The 21,850-nt window shown below is 64.1% G+C and carries 19 protein-coding genes; 10 read left to right on the forward strand and 9 right to left on the reverse strand.

What is annotated here, in order from left to right; translation table 11 throughout:
* Positions 1-36 precede the first annotated feature (36 nt).
* From HH302_RS12285 to HH302_RS12310, 6 genes are all read right to left on the reverse strand, one after another.
* Positions 37-1,476: a deoxyribodipyrimidine photo-lyase gene (locus tag HH302_RS12285; protein ID WP_172202448.1), complete on the reverse strand. Its 1,440-nt coding sequence runs from the start codon at positions 1,474-1,476 to the stop codon at positions 37-39.
* An 83-nt stretch (positions 1,477-1,559) separates the two neighbouring features.
* Entirely contained in the window at positions 1,560-3,632 is a 2,073-nt protein-coding gene (locus HH302_RS12290) for a transglycosylase domain-containing protein (RefSeq protein WP_172202449.1), read from the reverse strand.
* 3 nt (positions 3,633-3,635) lie between these two features.
* Positions 3,636-4,727, reverse strand: coding sequence for a multifunctional CCA tRNA nucleotidyl transferase/2'3'-cyclic phosphodiesterase/2'nucleotidase/phosphatase (gene cca, locus HH302_RS12295; RefSeq protein ID WP_172202450.1), 1,092 nt, complete (start codon positions 4,725-4,727; stop codon positions 3,636-3,638).
* On the reverse strand, positions 4,727-5,371 hold the full coding sequence (locus tag HH302_RS12300; protein ID WP_172202451.1) for a glutathione S-transferase family protein: 645 nt from the start codon (positions 5,369-5,371) through the stop codon (positions 4,727-4,729). Before HH302_RS12300 ends, cca begins: the two co-directional genes overlap by 1 nt.
* A 15-nt stretch (positions 5,372-5,386) precedes the next feature.
* Positions 5,387-6,349 (reverse strand): complex I NDUFA9 subunit family protein, encoded by a 963-nt coding sequence (locus tag HH302_RS12305; RefSeq protein ID WP_172202452.1) that lies wholly within the window; start codon positions 6,347-6,349, stop codon positions 5,387-5,389.
* A gap of 14 nt (positions 6,350-6,363) precedes the next feature.
* Positions 6,364-8,319 (reverse strand): lytic transglycosylase domain-containing protein, encoded by a 1,956-nt coding sequence (locus HH302_RS12310; protein ID WP_172202453.1) that lies wholly within the window; start codon positions 8,317-8,319, stop codon positions 6,364-6,366.
* A gap of 119 nt (positions 8,320-8,438) precedes the next feature.
* Here HH302_RS12310 and HH302_RS12315 point away from each other — a divergent pair, with 119 nt between their 5' ends.
* The 3 genes from HH302_RS12315 to HH302_RS12325 all read left to right on the forward strand — a co-directional run bounded on the left by HH302_RS12315 (position 8,439) and on the right by HH302_RS12325 (position 10,765).
* Entirely contained in the window at positions 8,439-9,074 is a 636-nt protein-coding gene (locus HH302_RS12315) for a 5-formyltetrahydrofolate cyclo-ligase (protein WP_253946090.1), read from the forward strand.
* A 66-nt stretch (positions 9,075-9,140) separates the two neighbouring features.
* Positions 9,141-9,773: a 1-acyl-sn-glycerol-3-phosphate acyltransferase gene (locus HH302_RS12320; RefSeq protein ID WP_172202454.1), complete on the forward strand. Its 633-nt coding sequence runs from the start codon at positions 9,141-9,143 to the stop codon at positions 9,771-9,773.
* Positions 9,770-10,765 carry a phosphatidate cytidylyltransferase gene (locus HH302_RS12325; RefSeq protein ID WP_246479702.1) on the forward strand — a complete coding sequence of 332 codons (996 nt, stop codon included), beginning with the start codon at positions 9,770-9,772 and terminating at the stop codon, positions 10,763-10,765. The genes HH302_RS12320 and HH302_RS12325 overlap by 4 nt, the downstream gene beginning before the upstream one ends.
* A gap of 64 nt (positions 10,766-10,829) precedes the next feature.
* On the opposite strand, the gene HH302_RS12330 is transcribed toward HH302_RS12325, so the two are convergent.
* The gene (locus HH302_RS12330) at positions 10,830-12,005 is read right to left on the reverse strand and encodes a nitronate monooxygenase family protein (RefSeq protein WP_246479701.1); all 1,176 of its coding nucleotides are present in this window, start codon (positions 12,003-12,005) and stop codon (positions 10,830-10,832) included.
* A 169-nt stretch (positions 12,006-12,174) separates the two neighbouring features.
* Positions 12,175-12,381, reverse strand: coding sequence for a lipoprotein (locus tag HH302_RS12335; RefSeq protein ID WP_371814714.1), 207 nt, complete (start codon positions 12,379-12,381; stop codon positions 12,175-12,177).
* Between the two features lie 74 nt (positions 12,382-12,455).
* On the opposite strand from HH302_RS12335, the gene cyaY reads away from it, so the two are divergent.
* The gene (cyaY, locus tag HH302_RS12340; protein WP_172202456.1) at positions 12,456-12,776 is read left to right on the forward strand and encodes an iron donor protein CyaY; all 321 of its coding nucleotides are present in this window, start codon (positions 12,456-12,458) and stop codon (positions 12,774-12,776) included.
* A 38-nt stretch (positions 12,777-12,814) separates the two neighbouring features.
* Positions 12,815-14,263, forward strand: coding sequence for a cobyric acid synthase (locus tag HH302_RS12345; RefSeq protein ID WP_172202670.1), 1,449 nt, complete (start codon positions 12,815-12,817; stop codon positions 14,261-14,263).
* On the opposite strand, the gene HH302_RS12350 is transcribed toward HH302_RS12345, so the two are convergent.
* The gene (locus tag HH302_RS12350) at positions 14,253-16,622 is read right to left on the reverse strand and encodes a penicillin-binding protein 1A (protein ID WP_172202457.1); all 2,370 of its coding nucleotides are present in this window, start codon (positions 16,620-16,622) and stop codon (positions 14,253-14,255) included. The genes HH302_RS12345 and HH302_RS12350 overlap by 11 nt on opposite strands.
* Before the next feature lie 170 nt (positions 16,623-16,792).
* On the opposite strand from HH302_RS12350, the gene HH302_RS12355 reads away from it, so the two are divergent.
* The 5 genes from HH302_RS12355 to pilQ are packed head-to-tail and all read left to right on the forward strand — an operon-like array spanning position 16,793 to position 21,846.
* Positions 16,793-17,872, forward strand: coding sequence for a pilus assembly protein PilM (locus tag HH302_RS12355; RefSeq protein WP_206254393.1), 1,080 nt, complete (start codon positions 16,793-16,795; stop codon positions 17,870-17,872).
* Positions 17,869-18,492 carry a PilN domain-containing protein gene (locus tag HH302_RS12360; protein ID WP_172202458.1) on the forward strand — a complete coding sequence of 208 codons (624 nt, stop codon included), beginning with the start codon at positions 17,869-17,871 and terminating at the stop codon, positions 18,490-18,492. The genes HH302_RS12355 and HH302_RS12360 overlap by 4 nt, the downstream gene beginning before the upstream one ends.
* Positions 18,493-18,503: 11 nt before the next feature.
* Positions 18,504-19,166 (forward strand): type 4a pilus biogenesis protein PilO, encoded by a 663-nt coding sequence (locus HH302_RS12365; RefSeq protein WP_172202672.1) that lies wholly within the window; start codon positions 18,504-18,506, stop codon positions 19,164-19,166.
* On the forward strand, positions 19,163-19,714 hold the full coding sequence (locus HH302_RS12370; protein ID WP_253946091.1) for a pilus assembly protein PilP: 552 nt from the start codon (positions 19,163-19,165) through the stop codon (positions 19,712-19,714). Before HH302_RS12365 ends, HH302_RS12370 begins: the two co-directional genes overlap by 4 nt.
* Before the next feature lie 2 nt (positions 19,715-19,716).
* On the forward strand, positions 19,717-21,846 hold the full coding sequence (gene pilQ, locus HH302_RS12375; RefSeq protein ID WP_172202674.1) for a type IV pilus secretin PilQ: 2,130 nt from the start codon (positions 19,717-19,719) through the stop codon (positions 21,844-21,846).
* Positions 21,847-21,850 lie beyond the last annotated feature (4 nt).

Here is a 21,850-nt window from a genome sequence, read left to right on the forward strand (position 1 = left end):
TTTTTTCTGACTGACCAGGGATCGCGCAATGCGCACCTAGTCGGTTTCGCTCGTCTTGACGAGCTTGAAGCGCTGCAGCGTGCGCTCTCGCGCTTGAGCGTGATCGACCAGCGGTGGCGGATAGTCACGTCCGATGACGCATGCGTGCGAAGCCTGTTCGAGCGGGCTCATCAACCAGGGCGCATGGATCCAGCGTGCCGGCACATCTGCGAGTTCAGGCAGATAGCGCCGAATGAAGCGCCCGTCCGGATCGAAGCGCTCCGACTGGGTCACCGGGTTGAAGATGCGGAACCAGGGCTGTGCGTCGCAGCCTGTGGACGCGGCCCATTGCCAGCCACCGTTGTTGGCTGCGAGGTCGTAGTCATTGAGCTTCTCGGCAAAGTAGCGTTCGCCACGCAGCCAGTGAATGCCGAGGTCCTTCGTCAGGAAGCTTGCGACCACCATGCGCAGCCGATTGTGCATCCAGCCCGTCTGGTTCAACTGACGCATCGCGGCGTCGACGAGTGGATAGCCGGTGCGCGCCTCGCACCATGCCTCGAACATGCGTTCGGCGCCGGGGCCTTCTTCCCAGCGCACCGCGTCGAACTCAGGGCGGAAGCTGCGCGCCACGACGTCCGGCCGGTGCCATAGCACCTGCTGATAGAAGTCCCGCCAGATCAGTTCGTTAAGCCAGGTTTCGGCACCCCTGCCTGGTGTATCGAATGCCGCGCGCGCGAGTTCGCGGATCGAGATCGTGCCAAATCTCAGGTGTGTCGAGAGGTAGGACACGCCCTTCACGGCCGGGAAGTCGCGCGCCCGGTCGTAGTCGCCCATGCGTGAGCGAAAGTCCTGCCACAGCGCGCGGGCGCCGGACATGCCACAGGGCATCGCGAGCTGAGCCAGGTTGCTGGGCTCAAACCCAAGCTCCGCGAGGCTCGGAATTCGTCTGTCGTCCTTAGGCGCGCGCAGGTTAGCGGCGTAGCGTTCGACCGGGTACGCCTGCAGGAAGAACGGCGTCAGCTGGCGTCGCCACGCGTTGCGGTACGGCGTGAATACCGAGAATGGGCGTCCGGCGCCGGTCAGCACCTCGCTCTTCTCGAATATCACCTGATCCTTGAAGGTGTGGAACGCCACGCCGGCCGCGCCGAGCGCACCGCGGACCGCGTCGTCGCGTGCGAGGGCCGCGGGTTCGTAATCGTGGTTGGCGTACACCGCGCTCGCCCCGAGTTGCAGCGCGAGCGCCGGCAACGCCTCGCGCGCGGAGCCATGCAACACGATCAAACCGCCGCCGCGCGCGCGCAGTGCGGTATCGAGCTCGACGACGCTGGCGTGGATGAACTCGACCCGTCGATCCTGGCGACACGGCAAGGCATCGAGAATCTCGCGATCGAACACGAAGCTGCAGTACACCTGTGTATGCGCCTTGAGGGCGTGGTAGAGCGCAGCGTGATCGTTGTCGCGCAGATCGCGACGGAACCAGACGAGGGCGATGGACATGGTGGCCAGCGGAGCGAACGGATGGGAATGACAGCTGACCGCTGCGCAAGTTCAGTGCGCACCGCAGCGCCTGCGCACGAAGCCTAGCGCGGCGCCCGCACCGGCGCGCGCGGTTCCGATTGGGATGCGCCGCCGCCGGGTGCGTGCTCGCGCGTTGTGTCGTCGTCCGGGTAGCTCAGTGTGAACTCGCGGCGATCCCACACCACCCCTTCGGGCGAGCGCAACTCAAGGCGGTAGTGCCCGGCCGGCGGCGCCCACAGGATCGTTGCCCCCTCGCCGATCAGCTCGTCGTCAGCCCACCAGCGCGCGTCCGGCGTGGCTGGGGCGCTTTCCAGTACGAGCGCTTCGCCGCTGCGCAAGAGCGCGCCGGTGCTGGAGCCCTCGGGCGTTACGATCTTGTGCGCGAGCGTGCTGTCGCGGCCCGGCGCCACCGACAGCGACACTTCCGTGCCGCGCAGGAACCATTCCCGACGCGCCGGCTCCACCGGCGGATCAAAAGCGACAACACCGAGGACGACGCCGGATGGCGTTCGCGGCGCGCGCGACGGCGGATTGCCCAGATGGTGCTGGATCGCCGCGATGGTTCGTGCCGCCAGTCGGGCGGGCTGCTCGGCGCCACTGCCGCTGCCGGCGACTTGCACCGCGATCAAATACCGCTCGCCGGCATGCATCGCAATCGCGATGTCGCGCGTGGGATCGCTCATCCGCCACACCGCCTGCCAGCCACCGTCCGGCCGCTGCAGCTCACTGGCAGCCCCTTTCTGCGTCGGATCGGCCAGCCAGTCCGCGATGATGTAGGCGGTGTCATTGCGCCACAGCCGGCGTGCAGCGGCCGTCGTGCTGTCCGCCTGCCAGCGCGCCGCCTGCCAGTTGCCGCCTGCGACGAAGGGCCGGAAGGCTTGCGCGGCCTGCAACAGGGTCAGTTCGGGAGACGCCGCGCTGTCCTTGGGCAGTTCCAGGCCTGCCTGCCGCAGTCGCTCTGCGGGAGGCTCCGCCATCGCGAGCATCGCCGCCTGGCTGCCGGATTCGGGCTGCTGCAGCGCCACGCGCATGCTGCGCCAGGGCGATTCCCCTTCGCTGCTGTTCGGGAGCAGGCTGGCCCCGGTGACCAAACGCCGTTCGATCAGATTCGCTGCGCTGAAAGGGAGCCAGAGTGCCGACTGCACGCTGCGCACCGTGGTGACGGCATCGGGACTGCGCGGATCCAGGCCGCCGACCCATGCGCGCACGCTTGCATCACTCACGTCGAGGACGAGTACCGCAGCACTGCTGACGCGTTGCGCGGCGCCTTGCAGTGCGTCACGCAGGCCGCTGCTCGCGGCTTGCTGGGTCGCTGCGTCCAGCGTTGTGGTGACGCGTTCGCCGCCTGCATGAAGTACCCGGCCCGCCAGATGCGGCGCCAGCGTGAAGCGCGGCCGGTTGCGTGGCGTGTCGAGCCGCGGCGCGAGTTCGTACAGCCGAGGGCACAGGTTGCCGACGCCCATCTTCTTCGCGCGGGCGCAGGCACGGCGAGCGGTGCGTTCGGCGCGCCCGTTCGGGCTCGGCAGCAGCGCGGTGATCAGCAGGGCTTCCGGCCGATCCAGCGCCGCGGGTGATTTGCCGAACAGCACGGCGCTGGCGGCATGCACGCCTTCGAGATCGCCACGGAATGGCGCGAGGTTCAGATAAGCCTCAAGGATCTGTGCCTTGCTCCAATGGGCTTCCAGTTCCTGGGCTGCGAGTCCCTGGTCCCACTTCTGGCCGACGCTTCGACGCGCGCCGGGCGCCGCGGGAATCGCGATGGCCGGGTCGAGCAGACCGGCGAGCTGCATCGTCAGGGTCGATCCGCCGCGCTTGTTGTCATGCAGCAGGTTGTGCCACAGCGAGCCGACGAAGGCGCGCCAGTCGACGCCCTCGTGTTCGTAGAAGCGATGGTCTTCGGCGGCAATCAGGGCTTCGCGCAGCGCGGGTGAAAACTGCGCCAGCGGCACCCAGTCGAAGCGCCGGCGTGTCAGGTCGAAGCGGATGTCGGCGAGCGGTTCGCCATTCCGGTCCAGCAACAGCGCGTCGGAGGGGTGGTAGGCCGCACGCACCTGCTCAAAGCTTGGCAGTTGAGCGGCGGCGCTACCGCTTGCCAAAGCGGCAGCCAGGACAACGCGGCGCAGCGCTTGCAACATGCCCTAGTCGAGATCCTTTGCGACAGCCGCGATGCGCGCCTCACGCACGCGGCGGGGGATCTCGCTCTTCTCCTGGCACTGCTTGGCCACCGCACCGGCATCAACCGCACGCGCACGTTCCAGCGCAGCGGCGATGCGCCCCAATTGCACCTTGGGCACCAGATGGGCCGCGCAGGCGAGCAGGTCGGCAAATCGCCGCGGGCGCCGCCAGGCGTCACAGCGGTCGAACAGCGCGATCAAGGTTGCCGCATCGAGTGTTGCGGTCTTCTCGAACACCTGCTGTTCGCACCACAGCAATTCGGCCAGCTCGCGCGGATCCGTCGGTACGCGCAAATCGATGCACAGGGCTTCGAGTGATGCCACGCTGTCGAGCGCGGCGGCGAGCAGCGCGAATCGGGCATCGAGGCCAAGTTGGCCGGCATGGTCGAGACGCCGTCCGATCAGGCGCCGTTCCGCCTCCCAGGCGTGGTTGAGGGCAGGAGCCAAACGCGCGAGCGCGCCGCAGTCGTGCAGCAGCGCGAACATGCGCGAGGGGGCGGTCGCCAAGAGACCGCGCGAGATCTCCTGCCACACGCGCTCGGCGACCAGGTGGTCGACTTCGCCGGCCTCCACCATCTCGCGCATCAGCGCCAGGGTCTCGTCCGCCACCGTGAAATCCGGGAAGCGCGCCGCGAAGCGTGCAATCCGCAGGATGCGCACCGGGTCTTCCGCGAAGGCGGGGCTGACATGGCGTAGCACTCGGGCGGCAAGGTCGCGCTGGCCGCCGCAGGGGTCGATCAGTGTGCCGTCCTCATCGCGTGCCATCGCGTTGATCGTGAGGTCGCGGCGTTTCAGGTCCTCTTCCAGCGATACATCGGGCGAGGCATGGAAGACGAAGCCGTGGTAGCCGGGCGCGGTTTTCCGCTCGGTGCGCGCGAGCGCATATTCTTCCTGCGTCTTCGGATGCAGGAACACCGGGAAATCCTTGCCCACCGGTCGGAAGCCCTGCGCGAGCATCTCGTCTGGCGTGGCGCCAACCACCACCCAGTCACGGTCAGCCCCCGGCAGCCCGAGCAGGGCGTCGCGCACCGCGCCACCGACCACGTAGGCGCGCATCAGTCCGGCAACTCGTCGGCAGGCACGACCTCGCTCTCGGCCAGCGCCGCGGCCTGCCACTCGCGCATCGCGGGGTGCGCCAGCATCGTTGCCAGGTAGGCGCCTGCTTCGCCGCTGGGCTCCACGCCGTAGCTCTGGAAGCGGAAGCAGACTGGCGCGAACATCGCGTCGGCGGCGGTGAAGCTGCCGAACAGGTAAGGGCCGTTGCGGCCATAGCGCTTGCGGCAATCGAGCCAGATCGCAATCACGCGTGCGATGTCGGCCTCTGACGCCGGTGTGCGGCCACGCCCCGGCAGCTGGCGGCGGATATTCATCGGCATCTGGCTGCGCAGCGCCGGGAAGCCCGAATGCATCTCGGCGGACACGGCTCGGGCGTGGGCGCGTGCGGCGGCGGTGGCCGGCCACAGCTGCGGAAAACGCTCGGCGAGGGTTTCGATGATGGCCAAGGAATCCCACACCGTAAGCGTGTCGTCGATCAGGCAGGGCACGCGGCCCGAGGGCGAGTGCTCGAGGATGCGCTCTCGGGTGTCGGGCTGATCCAGCAGCACGCGCACTTCCTCAAAGGGTTGGCCGACGGCACGTAGAGCCAGCCAGGCGCGCAGCGACCAGGACGAGTAGTTCTTGTTGGCGATGACCAGTTTCATAGGGCGAACTCCGGATTACGGGGCGCGACGGGGCTGGGTGCGCAGGCGTGCATAGCGCCCGCGTTGCGTGCGGTTGCCGAGCCAGGCCGGCGCTACAGCGTCGAGTGCGGTGGGCGTCAAGCCAAAGGGCTGTGCGGCGCCGCTTGCCACGTTGTCGCGATCCATCGAGCGAACGTTGTCTGGGCTCATCAGCCCGCCCGGCAGCCACGACAGTACGGTCGCCTGAAGCATCGCAAGGCTGCGCGGCAGCGGCACGATCAACGGGTGATGGCCGCCGAGGCGCGCGGCGTAGTCCACAAGCTGGGCGAGCGTCCAGACATCCGGCCCGGCGATTTCGTAGGTGCCGCCAATGCCGAGATCCTGATCGATCGCTGCCAGAATCGCGCGGCTAACATCGCCCACGTACACCGGCTGGAAGCGCGCGCCCGCGCCGCCGAGCGGAATCACCGGGAAGCTGCTGGCGAGCCCGGCAAAGAGGTTCAGGAAGCGATCTTCCGGCCCGAACACGACCGAGGGGCGGAAGATCGTCCAGCGCAGCGCGTCGCCCGCATCGCGGATCGCGGCCTCGCCGTCCGCCTTGGAGCGCAGGTACTCGGACGGGCCGTCGTGCGCAGCGCCAAGTGCGCTGACATGGATCAGGCGTTGTACGCCCGCTTCCCGCGCGGCGGCGACGATGCGCCGTGGCAATTCCACATGCGCCTGCGCAAAGGCCGCGCCATAGGGCTTGCCCGACGGCGAGTGCAGCATGCCGACCAGATTCACCACCGCGTCGACATCGCGCATCAGGCGCCGCAGCGTCTCTGCATCAAACACATCCGCCGACACCACTTCCGATGAAGGCAGCACCAGCAATGGGCCACAGGGGGCCAGACGCCGTGTTGGCACCCGCACAGCGATGCCGCGCGCTGCGAGTCGGTTGGCGAGATGGCGGCCGAGGAAACCCGTGCCGCCGATGATCAGTACACGTTTGGGTTGCATGAGGTCCGATCGGGTCAGTTGCCGCCGTCGCCGGCCGGCATTTCGTTGAGTTCCGGAACATCCGCGCCTGCGGTGCCGTTAGGCTGCACCGTGCCGAGGCGCTGTTTGAGCGATTGCGGCTTGCCGGTCAGCACCGCCGCATAGGCGACCGTGTTGGCGAGCACCTTCTTCACATAGTCGCGGGTCTCCGAGATCGGGATCGTCTCGGCAAACACCGCACCTTCGAGCGGTTCGGCCGCCTTCCAGCGCGGTATGCGGCCGGGGCCGGCGTTATACGCGGCCGAGGCGAGCGCCGGATGGCCGTCCAGGCGGTCGAGCACCATCTTGAGATAGGCAGTGCCGAGCATCACGTTGGTATCGAGGTCGATCACCTGGCCCTTGGTGTAGGGCATGCCGATCTTCTTCGCGACGTAGCTGGCGGTGCCGGGCATCACCTGCATCAGGCCCTGCGCGCCAACCGAGGAACGCGCCGCGGTGACGAAGCGGCTTTCCTGCCGCATCAGGCCATAGACCCAGTACACATCCAGCCCCCAGCGCCGGCTGGCGGGCTCCACCTTGTCGTAGTACGGAACGAGGTAGCGCATGCCGAAGTCGTGTTCGGCCTGGGTACGCTCGGCACTGTAGATCGCACGGTCGTAGAGCTGCTCGCGGCGTGCGATTTCGGCCGCCGCGAGCAGGAAGCGGTCGTCCGCGGCGCGCATGGCCCAGTTCCATTCACGTACGCCGTCCAGTCGCCCTTCCAGGCGGAACAAGGCCAGTGCACGCCGCACCGATACATCGGATTCAACACGGGCGATCTCGGCGCGGCTGGGCGGCTTGGCGCCTTTCGGGGCAACAAACGGACGGCCCAGCTCCTCGCCGGCCAGCATGCCGTAGAAGGTCGGCGCGCCCGCGATCCGTTCGAGTTCTTCGCGGCCCTGTGCCGTGCGGTTGGTCTCGATCAGCGCGCGGCCGTACCAGTAAACCCATTCCGGCTGGTTGCGTTGTGCCGGCGGCATGGCTTCCACCGCGCGACGCACCTCGCCCCAGGCACGCGCCCGCAAGGCGGCTCGCACCTGCCATGCGCGCGATTCTTCCGATAGCGGCGCGCTGCCCGCGGCGCGATACCACGCCAGCGCTTCCGGCTGATTGCCGCGTGCCGCTTGCCAGCCCAGCACGCCTGAGAGCCACGCGCGGTCGCTCGGCGACAGTGCCGTGCCGAGGGCTTCCACCCGCGCTGCGGCGCCGCGGTAATCGGTCTGCGCCAGGCGCGAGAGCGCCAGCACGGTGATGTCTCGCTGCGTGCGACTGACTGGCGTTGGATTCTTCGCAAGCCAGCGCAGCGGATTGTCGAGCGCCTCGGCCACCGCGGTGCCGGAAACGGCGTTACCCGGCAGTGCCTCCAGGGTGGCGCGGGCAGCGCCGTAGCGACGCGCATCCACGAGTCGCCGTGCGCGTTGCCAGTGGGCGTCTTCGGACTTGCTGGCACTCAGCGCCGCGATCACCGGCGTGCAGGCCTCACCGGGCTCCGCCGTGCTCTCCCACTGCGGTTCGGCATCCTTGAGGGCCTGCGGGTCGCCGGTGTTCAAGCGCGCCTGCAGCACCCAGCAGTTCATCTCCTGTTCGGGCTGACGCAGCATCGCGCCTTCGCGCAAGACCACATCCCAACGCTGCGCGCGCGCGGCGGCGCGGATCCAGTCTCCGCGAGCACGTTCGGCCAGCAGGGTGCCTTCCTCCCGCGCTGTGAAGCTGGCCAGGTCGCCATCCACGTCGTCCTTGCGCGCAAGGCGAATCGAAAGCGCCCAGTAATCGATATAGGCATCGAGTGGGTCGCCGCCGCGCTGTGCGGCGAGCTGGTTGATGCGCGCGAGATCGCCATTGCGTGCGGCGTCGCGTGCGGCGAGAAAGCGCTCCTCGCCTCCGGCTGCGTAGGCGCCGGTGCCCAAAGACAGGGCACCAATCGCGAGCGCCACGCACAATACCTGCTTCATTCCCTAAACTCCTCAAGGCCGCGCTCGTTGCGGCGGCACGGCACCGACCCGGTACCCTCAGTGCTGCGACAGCGGCTTTGCCAGCAAGTTGCCGCGTGCCGAATGGATACGGACCATTTATGAAGGATAGCACTTTGTCGTTCCCCTCCACCGTGCCGGAAGCCGCGCCGGACAAGGCTTTGCGGCAGGAAATGCGACGCTTCGCCATCGCCGCGCGCGAGTCTCTTGCGGCGGCCGAGCGAGAGCGCCTGAGCGGGCTGCTGTGCGAGCAGTTGCGCCCGCTGCTGGCGCGTCTCTCACCGCGCAATCTGGGGTTCTGCTGGCCTTACCGTGGCGAGCCTGATCTGACCGCGTTTGTCACCGATTGGCTGGCAGCGGAAGCGGCCCGCGTGGCCGCGCTACCGGTGGTGGTGGCTGCGGATGCGCCGCTGGCGTTCTCAGCCTGGCGGCCCGGCGCCGAACTGGCTGCCGACGCGTTCGGCATTCCGGTGCCGTCGCAGTTCGAATCGGTGGATCCGGATGTGGTGCTGGTGCCGCTCAACGCCTTCGATGCGGCGGGCTACCGGCTCGGCTATGGTGGGGGATTCTTCGATCGCACCCTGGCGGCGCGAAGCCCGGCGCCTATCTCCGTCGGGGTGGGGTTTGAGTTGGGGCGTGTCGATAGCATCCGGCCCGAGCCACACGATATGCCGCTCGATTGGATCGTGACAGAAAGCGGCACGTTCGGGCCGTTTCGCGGCAAGAACGGTATTTGATCTGGCAGCTTGCGCTAAACATCGGCGCGGTACACCATTCGCGCCTTCCAAAATGCCGTACTGCTGATGTCTCTAGCGTCTTTCGTTGCCTGGGTGATTTGCGGTTTCGCCCGCATGCTGACCGGTGTCCAGGCTCGCTGGCTCGGATGCGCGCCTGCGCCCGTCCAGCGCATCTACTTCGCCAACCACTCCAGCCACGTCGATTTTGTGCTGATCTGGGCGAGTTTGCCCAAGTCGCTGCGCCGTCGTACGCGCCCGGTGGCGGGCTCCGATTACTGGGAAAAGTCGGCCGTCCGCCGCTTCCTGATCCATCAGGTGTTCCGTGCCGTGCTGGTCGACCGCGCGCGCAGCGGCGGTTGCGATCCGCTGGAGGTGATGCGGGCCGCGCTGGACGCGGGCGACTCCTTGATCATCTTCCCGGAAGGCACGCGCAATCTCGGTGATGAGCTGTTGCCCTTCAAGGGCGGCTTGTTCCACTTGGCCGAGAGTCATCCTAAGGTGGAGCTGGTGCCGGTGTGGCTGGCCAACCTCAACCGCGTGCTGCCCAAGGGCCAGATTCTGCCGGTGCCGCTGATCTGCACCGTAGGCTTTGGCGAGCCGATCGGGCTGGCGCAGGATGAGGATCGCGACGACTTCCTTCACCGCGCGCGCAGCGTGCTGCAATCCTGGGCGCCGAAGGGTGAGGAGCCGCTCGAATGATGTCGATCGACCTCTCCAAGCTGCCGGTACCACCGTGGACCGGGCCAACGCTCGGCCCCCGCACGACCACGGCGCTGCTGTTCGCCGGCGTGTTTCTGGTGTTGATTCTCGCCACGCTGTTCGGGCGCTATCTTCGTCGCCGCGTGCGTGGCCGCCGTGTCGGCGTGATCGAGAGCTACGTTGCGCGCGTGCGCGGCTGGTGGATCATGGTGGCGTGGATCGGCGTCGCCTTCCTCGCCGGTCGAAAGGGGGTGGCGCTGCTGTTCGCCTTTGCGTCGTTCGGCACGCTGCGCGAATTCATCACGCTGTCGCCGACGCGTCTGGGCGACCACTGGACGCTGCTGGCAGCCTTCTTTCTCGTGCTGCCGCTGCACTACCTCGGCGTGTGGCACGGCTGGCTGACCTTCACCGAACTCTGGGTGCCGGTCTTCGCCTTCCTGTTCCTGCCTATCATTTCGGCGCTGCGTGGCGACGCCAAACGCTTCATGGATCGCGCGGCCAACGTGCAGTGGGGGCTGATGATCTGCGTCTACTGCCTCTCCAACGTGCCGCAACTGCTGGGTCTTCGCATCAACGGCTATGCCGGCCGCAACCTGCTGCTGATCGCCTTCCTGGTGCTGGTGGTGCAGAGCGGCGATGTGCTGCAGAAGTTCTTCTCGGCCCGACTCGGCCGCACGCCTGCAGCGCCCGGCGTGTCGCTCACCCGGACGTGGGAAGGCCTGGTGCTGGGCGGTTTCGGCGCCGCGCTGCTGGGTGCGCTGTTGGCCTGGATCACGCCCTTCGGGGTTTGGGCGGCGTTTGGCATTGCGTTGGCCGCGACCTGGATGGGCTTCCTCGGCAGCCTGGTGATGACGGCCATCAAGCGCGATCGCGGCGTGCGTTACTGGGGGCATTCGATCGTCGGCCACGGCGGCATGCTGGACCGCGTGGCACCGGTGGCCTTCGCCGCACCGATCTACTTCCATCTGGTGCGCTACTTCTACGCCAGCTGAGGCAGAGCGCGCCCAACAAAAAAGCCGGCATCGCGCCGGCTTTTTTCTTGCCAAGGTGGCTTGATCAGACGGCCAGCGGACGGCGGTCGGCGAGCAGATACTCGACCAGTTCGCGGACCGAGCGCATCTCGGTGCCGAAGGGCAGGGTGCCCTTGCCGCGGAAGAACAGGCCCTTGGCGATATCGCCCTTCACCGCGTGTGCGAGCTGGTTGTCGATACAGAACTGGCCGAACTTCGCGAGCTTGTCGCGCAGGCCGCACTGGAGCAGGCAGTCCCACTTGAGCGTGCACTGGCGTTCGCCACCTTCACGCGCGGCTGCGCCTTGCAGCTTTTCCTCGCGTTTGAGGTAGTTGCTCAGCCACGGGGTCGCAACGGCGCGCGCCGGCAGGCCGGCACAGCTGGTGAATTCGACGATGTCCTCGGCGCTCGCGCCCATCAACACGCGCTTGAAGGCGTCCGCCGCGTCGCCTTCTGCAGTCACTGCAAACGCGGTGCCCACCTGAACGGCGGAGCCGCCCAATTCCATCATGCGTCGCACCTTGTCGTGCGTGTCGATGCCGCCAGCGGGAATCAGCGGGATCTGCTCCGAGGCAAGCCCAAGGCCCCGAATCGCTTCAAGGCATTCCGGTACGACTTTCTCGAAATCGAAGCGCTGGTCCGTGGTGCCGGCGACGTTCGCCGCACCAAGGTGCCCACCCGCCCAACCCGGGTGTTCCAGCACGATCGCATCCGGCAGACGGTTCTTCTTCATCCAGCGCTTGAGGACAACACTGACGCCCCGCGCATCGGACAGGATCGGGATCAGCGCGATATCCGGGTGGTCCGCCGTCAGTTCGGGCAGATCCAGCGGCAGGCCGGCACCCATCACGATCGCATCTGCACCGCTGCGGCAGGCTTGGCGAACAAGGTCGGCGTACTGGCTGACCGCACGCATCACATTCACCGCGACCACGCCCATCCCCTTGGCGATTTCTCGCGCCGCGGCAATTTCGCGATCGAGCGCGGTCAGGTTGGCTGCCTCGATCGCGGCCTTGTCGCGGCAACGCGCGGTCGCCTCTTCCAGATCCGGATGCATGCGCCGAAGATCGACGCTGGCGATGGTGCCGACGCCGCCAAGTGCTGCCACGGCACCCGCGAGGCGGTGAGCCGACACGCCGACCCCCATGCCGCCCTGCACGATCGGCAGAAGTTGCTTGCCGCGCAGGACGAGCGGTTTGAAGGCATGCTGGATCATCGACATCGGCGTGTTCCCTGAAGGCAAAGGCCTTGACTCTTGCATTGCCTGCGCAGGGGGGCCTTGATGCGACGCAAACGCGGCCGGACTATTGCAGTTGCGTGGCGGCGCTATCGGCGGCCAGGCAACAGCCCGCCGCACGGCGCGCGTGCGCCGCTCCGGTGGAGGGGCTAACTCAGGGGGCTACCGGTGCGGGGCTTTTGCTACCATCCGCGGCCGGTTGCACCGGTGCGGACTGCGTCGCTGGCGGTGGCGCCGGTTGTGCGACCGGCGCGGGGAGATACAGGGGGCCCTTGATGCCGCAGGCTGCCAGCAGCAATACGGCGGAACAAAGCAGGGCGCGGTGCAGTCGGTAGAGCATTCGGGTTCCAGGTTGCGGCATCGATGCCGGACCGCCCTGCGCCAATCAAAGCAGTGTCGTCCGGCTGGGCCGGATGCTAGCAGACAGGAACGACGATGGACGAGAAGCTCTTCAACCCGCTCGCCGAACAGGAGCTCGATCGCATCGAGCGCGCGTTCGAGGCCGCGGGCATCGACGTCGAGGTGCAGCCGGGTGGTGTGCTGCAGATCGAATTCGATGATGGTAGCCAGATGATCATCAATCGCCACAGCGCGGCGCGCGAGATCTGGGTGGCGGCGAAGCTGGGCGGATTTCACTTCCGCCCGGATGCTGGGCAGTGGATTGGCACCCGCGATGGTGTGGAACTGTGGGCGGCGCTCAACCGGCTAGCGAGCGCTCAGGCTGGCGAGACAGTCACGCTGGTACGCCCGGCGTGACGAGTGGGCCGCCGGCGCGCACACGCGCCGCGAGCCTGATGGTGCAGGGCACGACATCGGACGCCGGCAAGAGCACGCTGGTGGCGGGCCTCTGCCGCGTGCTGGCGCGCCGCGGTGTGCGTGTCGCCCCGTTCAAGCCGCAGAACATGGCGCTCAATGCCGCAGTGACAACCGATGGTGGCGAAATCGGGCGGGCCCAGGCGCTGCAAGCGGCCGCCTGCAGCATCGCACCGCATAGCGATATGAACCCGGTGCTGCTCAAGCCGACTACCGACGTTGGCGCGCAGGTCATCGTGCAAGGGCGGGTGCTTGGCAACTATGCGGCGCAGGCCTACCACGCGCTCAAGCCGGCTCTGCGCGAAGCGGTGCTGGAATCCTGGCAGCGCCTCGGTGCGCAGTACGACGCGGTGATCGTGGAGGGCGCGGGCAGCCCGGCCGAAATCAATCTGCGCGAAGGCGACATCGCGAACATGGGCTTCGCGGAGGCGGCCGATTGCCCGGTCATCATCGTTGCCGATATCGATCGCGGCGGCGTCTTCGCGCATCTGGTCGGTACGCTCGATTTGCTGGCGCCGAGCGAACAGGCGCGGGTGATCGGGTTTGTCATCAACCGTTTCCGCGGCGATATCGCCCTGCTGCAGCCGGGCCTCGACTGGCTCGAACAGCGCACCGGCCGGCCGGTGCTCGGTGTGCTGCCCTACCTTCAAGGCCTGACACTTGACGCCGAAGACGCGCTGCCCGCTGCGACCGCGCCCGCGGAGGGCGCATTCCGCGTTGTCGTGCCAGCGCTGCCGCGGATTTCCAACCATACCGATTTCGACGCACTGCGTTTGACGCCGGGCGTTGCGCTTGAGTTTGTACCGGCAGGCCGTGCACTGCCCCCGGCCGACCTCATCATCCTGCCGGGTAGCAAGAACACTCGCGCAGACCTGGCATGGCTGCGCGAACAGGGCTGGGACGCAGCGATCCGCCGACACCTGCGCTATGGCGGCAAGGTGCTTGGCGTGTGCGGCGGCTTCCAGATGCTGGGAGAGGCGGTGTGCGACCCGCGCGGCGTTGAAGGCGCGCCGGGCGACACGGAAGGCCTTGGCTTGCTTTCTATGCGCACCGAGCTGTGCGCCGAAAAAAAGCTACGTCGGGTGGCCGGGCGCCTGACGCTGGGGGGTGAGTGTCTGACAGGCTACGAGATCCACGCCGGCGAATCGTCGGGAACAGCCCTTGGCCGCCCCTTATGCTCGCTCGACGACGGTCGCGCAGACGGTGCGATCAGCGCGGACGGCTGTGTCGCCGGCACCTATGTGCACGGCCTCTTCGATCAACCTGAAGCATGTCGCGCGTTGCTTGCGTGGGCTGGACTGATCGCCGCCGAAACCCCCGCGATGGACGTGCTGCGGGAGACCGCGCTGGACCGGCTTGCGGATGCGATCGAGGCGCACCTGGACTTGGCGCGCCTCGATCGGATAACTGGCCTGGGTTTCAGCCGTTGACTTCGTTGTGCTGTTGTTGCGGCGGGCGCGGCACCGGCGTGGGCTGGGGCTGAGCCGGAAGCAGCGGTGCAGGCGAGGGTGTCGGAGCGCTTTGCTGAGCAGGCGCTTCGCCATCTGCTGGCACCTCGGTTTCCGGTGGCGGCGTACCGAGGCGCTCTTCGTAGACGAAGTCTTCCTTGCCGTCGGCCGTCGTGATCGTCAGCAGGCCCTGCGGTATCTCCATGAGCTTCTCCGGCACCCCCTGCAGTGCCTTGGCCATGAAGTTAACCCATACCGGCAATGCTGCGGCGCCACCCGTTTCGCCAGAGCCGAGCTTGCGGGGCGTGTCGTAGCCGATCCACGCAATGCCGACGAGTGTCGGCTGGTAGCCGCAGAACCATGCGTCCACATACTCGTTGGTGGTGCCGGTCTTGCCGGCCAGGTCGCCCCGCTTGAGCGCGAGCGCCTTGGTCGCCGTGCCGCGGCGCACGACGTCCTTCATCATGCTGTCCATCATCCAGGCGTTGCGCGGGTCGATGACACGCGGCGCACCGTCACCCGCACTGGTTGTCTGCGTACGCGCCAGCACGCGGCCCTGACTGTCCTGCATTTCCTTGACGATGAACGGCTGCACCCGATAGCCGCCGTTCGCGAATACCGAGTAGGCCTGCGCCATCTGCCACGGCGTCACGGAGCCTGCACCGAGCGCCATGGTCAGGTAGGCCGGATGCTTCTCTGGGTCAAAGCCGAAGCGGGCTGCGTAGTCTTGCGCGTACTGCGGGCCGATCGAGTTGAGCAGGCGGATCGACACCATGTTCTTGGACTTCGCCAGCGCGGTCCGGATCGACATCGGGCCGTCGTATTTGCCGTCGTAGTTCTTGGGCTCCCAGGCCTGGCTGCCGGTCTGACCGGAAGAGAACGAGAGCGGCGCGTCGTCAACGATGCTGCTCGGGCTGTAGCCCTTCTCCAGCGCGGCGGAGTAAATGAACGGTTTGAAGCTCGATCCGGGCTGACGCCAAGCCTGAGTCACATGATTGAACTTGTTGCGGTTGAAGTCGAAGCCGCCCGCGAGCGCGCGCACGGCGCCTGTCGCCGGTTCGACGGCGACAAATGCACCCTCGACCTCGGGCACCTGGACGATCTCCCAGCCCTTCGCGCCCTCGGCGACGCGCACGACCGCGCCACGGCGTAGGCGCTTAGCCGGCGCTGCATTGTCGGCCAGCATCGGCGCCACGAACCGCAGTGCCGGTCCTGTGAATTCCAGCACCTCACCACCGCGGCGGTAGGCGCGAATGCGCTTGGCGTTCGCTTCCAGCAAAATCGCCGGCACCATCTCGCCGTTGTCGGGGAAATCTTCCAACAACACATCGAGCTGCTCGTCGCTGTCCGAACGCACGGCGGACATATCGACGTAAGCCTCCGCACCACGATAGGCATGGCGGCGCTCGTAATCGAGCAAACCACGGCGGAGCGAGTTGTAGGCCGCCTCCTGATCTGCGGCCTTGATTGTCGTGATCACTCGGATGCCCGCGGTGTAGGCGGCATCCTTGAATTGCTCGACCGCCATCTGGCGCGCCATCTCGGCGACGTACTCGCCATGCACCGGGTAGCTTTCTGCACCGCCGCGAACCACCTTGAGCGGCGTCTTCAAGGCCTGCTCATACTGCGCTGCGTCGATGTAGTTCAGCTCGCGCATGCGGCGAAGCACGTAATGCTGACGCTGGGTCGCGCGGGTCGGATTGCTGATCGGGTTGTAAGCGGAAGGCGCCTTGGGCAGCCCTGCCAGCATCGCAGCCTCGGCAACATTCAACTGTGCGAGATTCTTGCCGTAATAAATCTGCGCGGCCGCCGCGAAGCCGTAGGCGCGTTGGCCAAGGTAGATCTGATTGAAATACAGCTCGAGGATCTGATCCTTGCTGAGGTTCTTCTCAATCTTGATCGACAGCAGGATCTCGTAAAGCTTGCGGCTATAGCTCTTTTCCCGCGTCAAGAAGAAGTTTCGTGCAACCTGCATCGTGATCGTGCTGGCGCCTTGGCGCTTGCCCCCCGACGTCAGATTGGCCACTGCCGCGCGCGCGAAACCGGCTACGTCGATCCCGCCGTGCTCGTAGAACCGGTCGTCTTCCGCCGCGAGGATGGCGTTCTTCATGTACGCCGGCACTTCCTGGATCTTCGCGAATGTGCGGCGCTCCTCGCCGAATTCGCCGATCAGCTGGCCATCGGAAGTGAAGACGCGGAGCGGGATGCGGGGTCGGTAGTCGGTCAGCGCCTCGAGTGTCGGCAGCTTCGGCCAGGCGAAGGCGACAGCAAGCCCGACGGTGGCGGCAGCCAGAAGGAGCAGTCCGACAAAAATCGCGAATATGTAGGTTGCGATGCGCATGGATCGGAAGGTGGGATGGGATGCGGGATTATAGGCGAGCCAAGGCCTGCGGCCCGCCGAACATTCCTAATTCATACTTTTGTCTTTACATACGCTGAAAGATGCTGCTAGGATTTCAAGTAAATTGTGGCAATTGTGCCTAATTTGTTGATTGAAAAGGGAATTTTCCCGTGATCGACTTCTCTTCGATCTTCGCCGGAAAAGCGCGCCCGTTGATTGGTCTGGACATATCCTCGTCCGCCGTCAAACTGGTCGAGTTGTCCGACGTAAACGGCCGCCAAAGGCGCCTGGAACGCTACGCCATCGAGCCTTTGCCTCGTGACGCAGTGAGTGACGGCAATATCGCCCAGCTCGATGTGGTTGCGGATGCGGTACGACGAGCGTGGAAACGGATGTCGACCACCACCCGGAACGTTGGTATGGCGTTGCCTGCGGGCGCGGTCATCACCAAGAAGATCATCCTGCCGGCCGGGTTGCGCGAGACCGACATGGAAGTTCAGGTCGAGTCCGAAGCCAATCAATACATTCCCTTTGCCATCGAAGAGGTCAATCTCGACTTTCAGGTCCTTGGCCCTGCGCCCGGGGGTGAAGAGGAAGTCGAAGTCCTGATCGCCGCGTCGCGCAAAGAGAAAGTCGAAGACCGTGTCGCCGTCGCCGAAGCCGCGGGTCTTAAGCCGCTGGTGATGGACGTCGAGTCCTTTGCGTCGCAAAGTGCGCTGGATCTGATCCGCGCCCAGCTGCCCGAAGGCGGCAAAAACCGGATCGTCGCACTCGTCGATGCCGGCGCGAATATGCTGAAGACGACCGTATTCCGTAATGAGCAACAACTCTATACGCGGGAGCAGGCATTCGGCGGTAACCAATTGTCGCAAGACATTGCCCGCCAATACGGCATGAATGCCGATGAGGCTGAATCCGCAAAGCGGACTGGCAGCCTTCCAGAGAATTACGAAGTCGAATTACTGCGCCCGTTCATGGACAGCCTTGCGTTGGAAGTCTCGCGCGCGCTGCAGTTCTTCTTCACGTCAACGACATTCAACCAGGTCGACCACGTCATCCTCGCCGGAGGCTGTGCCGTCATCCCGGGTCTTGATCAAGTAGTAGCGGCACGTACTCAAATTCCCGCGACTATCGCAAACCCGTTCTCCGGAATGGCGCTCGCTCAGCGGATTCGGCCGAAGACCCTTGCCGCGGACGCTCCGGCCTTAATGGTCGCCTGCGGCCTCGCCCTTCGGAGGTTTGACGAATGATCAGAATCAACCTCCTTCCGCACCGCGAAGAGGCCCGCAAGCTTCGGCGACAGCAGTTCTATGGGCTCGCAGTAGTCGCCGTTCTGCTTGGGGCTGTAATCGCCCTGATGGTCCATTCGTTGAATGAGTCCCGGATTCAATCTCAACAAGCGGATAACGACTTCCTCAAGAGCGAGATCGCGAAGCTGGACAAAGACATCGCGGAGATACAGAGGCTAAAAGAGCAGACTCAAGCCTTGTTGTCGCGCAAGCAAGTGATTGAACTGCTTCAAAGCCATCGTGCCGAAACTGTCCATGTATTCAACGAACTGGCAAAGCTTGTGCCGGACGGCGTCTATCTTGGTTGTGCGCAGGCCGAGCCTGATTGCAAAGCATTCAAACAATCGGGGATGAAGATATCGTTGATCGGCGTAACGCAGTCCAATGCGCGAGTTTCAACTTTAATGCGAAATCTCGATGCGTCTCCGATTTTCGAGCGCCCGCAACTCGTCGAGATTAAGGCTGTGGAGCAAGGAAAGCGACGCGTGTCACAGTTCAATCTTGATATCTTCATTGAGCGCGCGCGCGATCCTGGAGATTCTGCAAAGTCGTCGCCGACATTGCCGGGGAAAAAGCCGTGACATCGAAAACCATGGAGAGTTTGCGCAACATTCGGATTGATCGTCTGGCGCAAGATTTTCGAAATCTAGATCCGAACGATCCTGGTCTTTGGCCGTTAGCTCCGCGCATTGCAGCGCTAGCAACCGTGCTCATTGTTTTGCTCGGGTTGGCGTGGTGGTTCGATTGGAAGGGCCAAAGCGAGGACCTAGAGCAGAGGGTTGCCCAAGAGTCACAGCTGAAAGAAGAGTGGCTGTCAAAGAAGCGGCAGGCCGTCAATCTTGATGAGTACAAACGCCAACTTACTGAGATTGATCGGCAGTTTGGGGCTTTGCTAAAACAGCTGCCAAGCAAGACGGAGATGGAGAATCTGCTGATTGATATCAACCAAGCGGGGCTTGGCCGAGGACTTCAGTTTGAGCTTTGGAAACCAAATTCTGAGTCGCCGAAGGACTTCTACGCTGAACTCCCTATTGCGCTTCGCGTTACGGGCAACTATCACGACTTGGGCAATTTTGTTGGCGATGTGGCTAAGCTGCCGCGGATCGTTACGCTAAATGATTTGGTAATTGAACCGCGGAAAGATGGCACGCTCAAGATGGATGCCTTGGCGGTGACCTATCGATATCTTGATGATGAGGAAGTCGCGAAGCAGAAGCGGGAGAAGGCTGCGCAAACGAAGGCAGGTACGAAATGACCAAATACTTTCGTGCGAACAGTGTAGGCCGTATCCGAATTGCGCCGGTGGTAATGATTCTGGCTGCGCTGGCGGCATGTACCTCAGATGAGCATTCAGGCGTGAAGCAGTGGATGGCGGAATCTTCACGCGATTTGAAAGGCCGTGTTCCGCCGCTTCCACAAGTCAAGGCGTTCCCAGTGGTGGCGTACGAGGCCGGTGCTCTTGTGGACCCATTTCGTAGCTCAAAGCTTGAGGCAGCAAAGGCGGGCGGTAGCGGAACCGGGGTCAGGCCCGATCTCAACCGGCGTCGAGAGCCCTTGGAGGCGTTCCCTCTAGAGAGTTTGAAGATGGTGGGTACCTTGACCATGAAAGGGCGGCCTCTTGCAATCATTAGCGCCGATCGAACGCTGTATCAAGCTGGGGTTGGAAACTATATGGGGCAGAATTTCGGTGTTATCACTCAGGTAACCGAGAGCGAAGTAACCCTTAAAGAGCTGATTGAAGACACCAACGGCGACTGGGTTGAGCGTGTCAACACGCTGCAGTTGCAGGAGGCTACAAAATGAGAATGTCACATCGGCTGATCGCAGCCGCATTTACCAGTGTATTGTCGTTCTTGCCGTTGTTCGCTCTGGCGCAGGTTGCCAGTGATAACTCAAATTCGATAGAGGCGGTCGGCGTTGCGCGACAGGGCGATGGCGTTGTGGTGAAGGTGACAATGAAGAAGCCGCTGGGGTCGGTTCCCGGTAGCTTTTCGGTAGCCAACCCCGCCCGGATTGCCTTGGACTTTCCGGCCACATCGAATGGAACCGGTAAGACCGCCCAGGTCTTCAATGAGGGCGATTTGCGCAGCGCCAACATCGTTCAAGCTGGCGACCGTACTCGGCTTGTCTTAAATTTGCTGCGACCGCTCTCCTATGAAACGCGCGTTGAAGATAGAAACGTTCTGATCTCACTTTCAGGGGCCCCCTCAGCTGCTGCTGTTCCGCAGGCCGCGAAGTTCTCTGAGCCATCAGCAACTAAGGCCGCGCACGCCATTCGAGATATCAACTTCCGCCGGGGCAAGGATGGCGAGGGGCGTGTCGTCGTGGACCTGTCGGATTCTGGCATCGGAATCGACATAAAGAATCAAGGCAACAATCTTGTTGTGGATTTCTCCAAGACGTCGCTGCCAGATTCGCTGCGGAAGAAGCTTGACGTCACGGATTTCGCCACCCCGGTGCTTGCGGTGACGAGTAGTCCTGTTGGCCAGAATGTCAGAATGGTCATTTCCCCGAAAGGAAACTGGGAACACAACGCTTATCAAAGTGAAAATCAACTGGTCGTCGAAGTCAAGGCGGTGGTAGAGGATCCACGGCAGCTTACCCAAGGGGCTGGAAAGCAAAAGTACTCTGGAGAGAAGCTTTCGCTGAATTTCCAGAATATTGACGTCCGTTCTGTTCTACAGGTAATCGCGGACTTCACGAACTTCAACATAATCACCAGCGACTCCGTCAGCGGTAGCTTGACGCTTCGACTTAAAGATGTGCCTTGGGATCAGGCACTTGACATCATTCTCCAGGCGAAGGGCCTGGACATGCGGAAGAACGGCAACGTTATCTGGATTGCTCCGCGCGATGAACTGGCCACCCGTGAACGACTGGAGTTTGAGTCTCGGCAGCAGATAACTGACTTGGAGCCTCTGCGCACCGAGAGCTTCCAGATTAATTACCATAAGGCAACCTCCGTTGCGGCCTTCCTCCGGAACAGAGATCAGACGATCCTTTCGAAGCGTGGCAGCGTTGTTGTTGACGATCGAACCAACAAGCTGTTCGTTTCGGATATTGGCTCCCGTCTTGACGACATCCGCAGGGTTGTATCGGAAATTGACGTTGCGGTTCGCCAGGTTCTGATCGAGGCGCAAATCGTTGAAGCGGCGGATACTTTTACCCGGAATTTGGGTGTCCGACTAGGCTTTGGCGGTAGTTCGGGTGGTGTCGTCGGCACAACAGCGGACGGTCGTTCCGTTGGTCGGAACACATTTGGGGGTGGTATTGCTCAAACCGGCTATCAAGGTGGACTCATTGAAACGAAGCCCGCCACGCTCGATAGCGCGTTGGGCGTAAACCTGCCGGCGGGTTCCATCGCCGCAAAAGCGGCTGGCGCGCTGTCTTTTGTGCTTTGGAATAGCAACGCCACACGCTTTCTAGCGCTGGAGATTTCTGCTCTAGAAGCCGACGGTAAGGGGAAGGTCATCTCCAGGCCCCGCGTGATGACCGCCGACCAAGTGGAAGCGATCATTGAGCAGGGCGTTGAGATCCCATACCAGCAAGCGACGAGCTCTGGAGCAACGAGTGTGTCTTTCAGGAAGGCGAACCTCTCTCTCAAGGTGAAGCCACAGATTACGCCTGACGGGAAGATCATGATGAGCTTGGATGTCAATAAGGACACCCCGAACACAAAGATCTCAACTAGCTCAGGTATCGCAATTGATACTAAGCACGTGCGTACGGAGGTTCTCGTCGAGAATGGAGGAACAGTAGTGATCGGCGGAATCTATACGCAGGAAACTACGAATCAGTCGACGAAGATCCCGCTGCTCGGTGATATACCGATCGCTGGATATTTGTTCCGCGATAACGCGAAAGTGGATGACAAGACCGAGTTGCTGGTGTTCATTACGCCGCGGATTGTGTCGGAGCAAACGGCGAACCGCTGAGGGA

This window comes from Niveibacterium sp. COAC-50, assembly GCF_013184235.1.
GTDB classification, from domain to species: domain Bacteria; phylum Pseudomonadota; class Gammaproteobacteria; order Burkholderiales; family Rhodocyclaceae; genus Niveibacterium; species Niveibacterium microcysteis.

Bases quoted from the DNA above. Each gene is read 5' to 3' on its own strand.
- HH302_RS12315 (WP_253946090.1), top strand. From the start codon at position 8,439: ATGAAGGATAGCACTTTGTCGTTCCCCTCCACCGTGCCGGAAGCCGCG.
- HH302_RS12305 (WP_172202452.1), bottom strand. From the start codon at position 6,349: ATGCAACCCAAACGTGTACTGATCATCGGCGGCACGGGTTTCCTCGGC.
- HH302_RS12290 (WP_172202449.1), bottom strand. From the start codon at position 3,632: ATGTTGCAAGCGCTGCGCCGCGTTGTCCTGGCTGCCGCTTTGGCAAGC.
- HH302_RS12370 (WP_253946091.1), top strand. From the start codon at position 19,163: ATGACCAAATACTTTCGTGCGAACAGTGTAGGCCGTATCCGAATTGCG.
- HH302_RS12365 (WP_172202672.1), top strand. From the start codon at position 18,504: ATGGAGAGTTTGCGCAACATTCGGATTGATCGTCTGGCGCAAGATTTT.
- HH302_RS12350 (WP_172202457.1), bottom strand. From the start codon at position 16,622: ATGCGCATCGCAACCTACATATTCGCGATTTTTGTCGGACTGCTCCTT.
- HH302_RS12360 (WP_172202458.1), top strand. From the start codon at position 17,869: ATGATCAGAATCAACCTCCTTCCGCACCGCGAAGAGGCCCGCAAGCTT.
- cca (WP_172202450.1), bottom strand. From the start codon at position 4,727: ATGCGCGCCTACGTGGTCGGTGGCGCGGTGCGCGACGCCCTGCTCGGG.
- HH302_RS12285 (WP_172202448.1), bottom strand. From the start codon at position 1,476: ATGTCCATCGCCCTCGTCTGGTTCCGTCGCGATCTGCGCGACAACGAT.
- HH302_RS12330 (WP_246479701.1), bottom strand. From the start codon at position 12,005: ATGTCGATGATCCAGCATGCCTTCAAACCGCTCGTCCTGCGCGGCAAG.
- HH302_RS12300 (WP_172202451.1), bottom strand. From the start codon at position 5,371: ATGAAACTGGTCATCGCCAACAAGAACTACTCGTCCTGGTCGCTGCGC.
- HH302_RS12335 (WP_371814714.1), bottom strand. From the start codon at position 12,381: ATGCCGCAACCTGGAACCCGAATGCTCTACCGACTGCACCGCGCCCTG.
- HH302_RS12310 (WP_172202453.1), bottom strand. From the start codon at position 8,319: ATGAAGCAGGTATTGTGCGTGGCGCTCGCGATTGGTGCCCTGTCTTTG.
- cyaY (WP_172202456.1), top strand. From the start codon at position 12,456: ATGGACGAGAAGCTCTTCAACCCGCTCGCCGAACAGGAGCTCGATCGC.
- HH302_RS12325 (WP_246479702.1), top strand. From the start codon at position 9,770: ATGATGTCGATCGACCTCTCCAAGCTGCCGGTACCACCGTGGACCGGG.
- HH302_RS12345 (WP_172202670.1), top strand. From the start codon at position 12,815: ATGGTGCAGGGCACGACATCGGACGCCGGCAAGAGCACGCTGGTGGCG.
- pilQ (WP_172202674.1), top strand. From the start codon at position 19,717: ATGTCACATCGGCTGATCGCAGCCGCATTTACCAGTGTATTGTCGTTC.
- HH302_RS12320 (WP_172202454.1), top strand. From the start codon at position 9,141: ATGTCTCTAGCGTCTTTCGTTGCCTGGGTGATTTGCGGTTTCGCCCGC.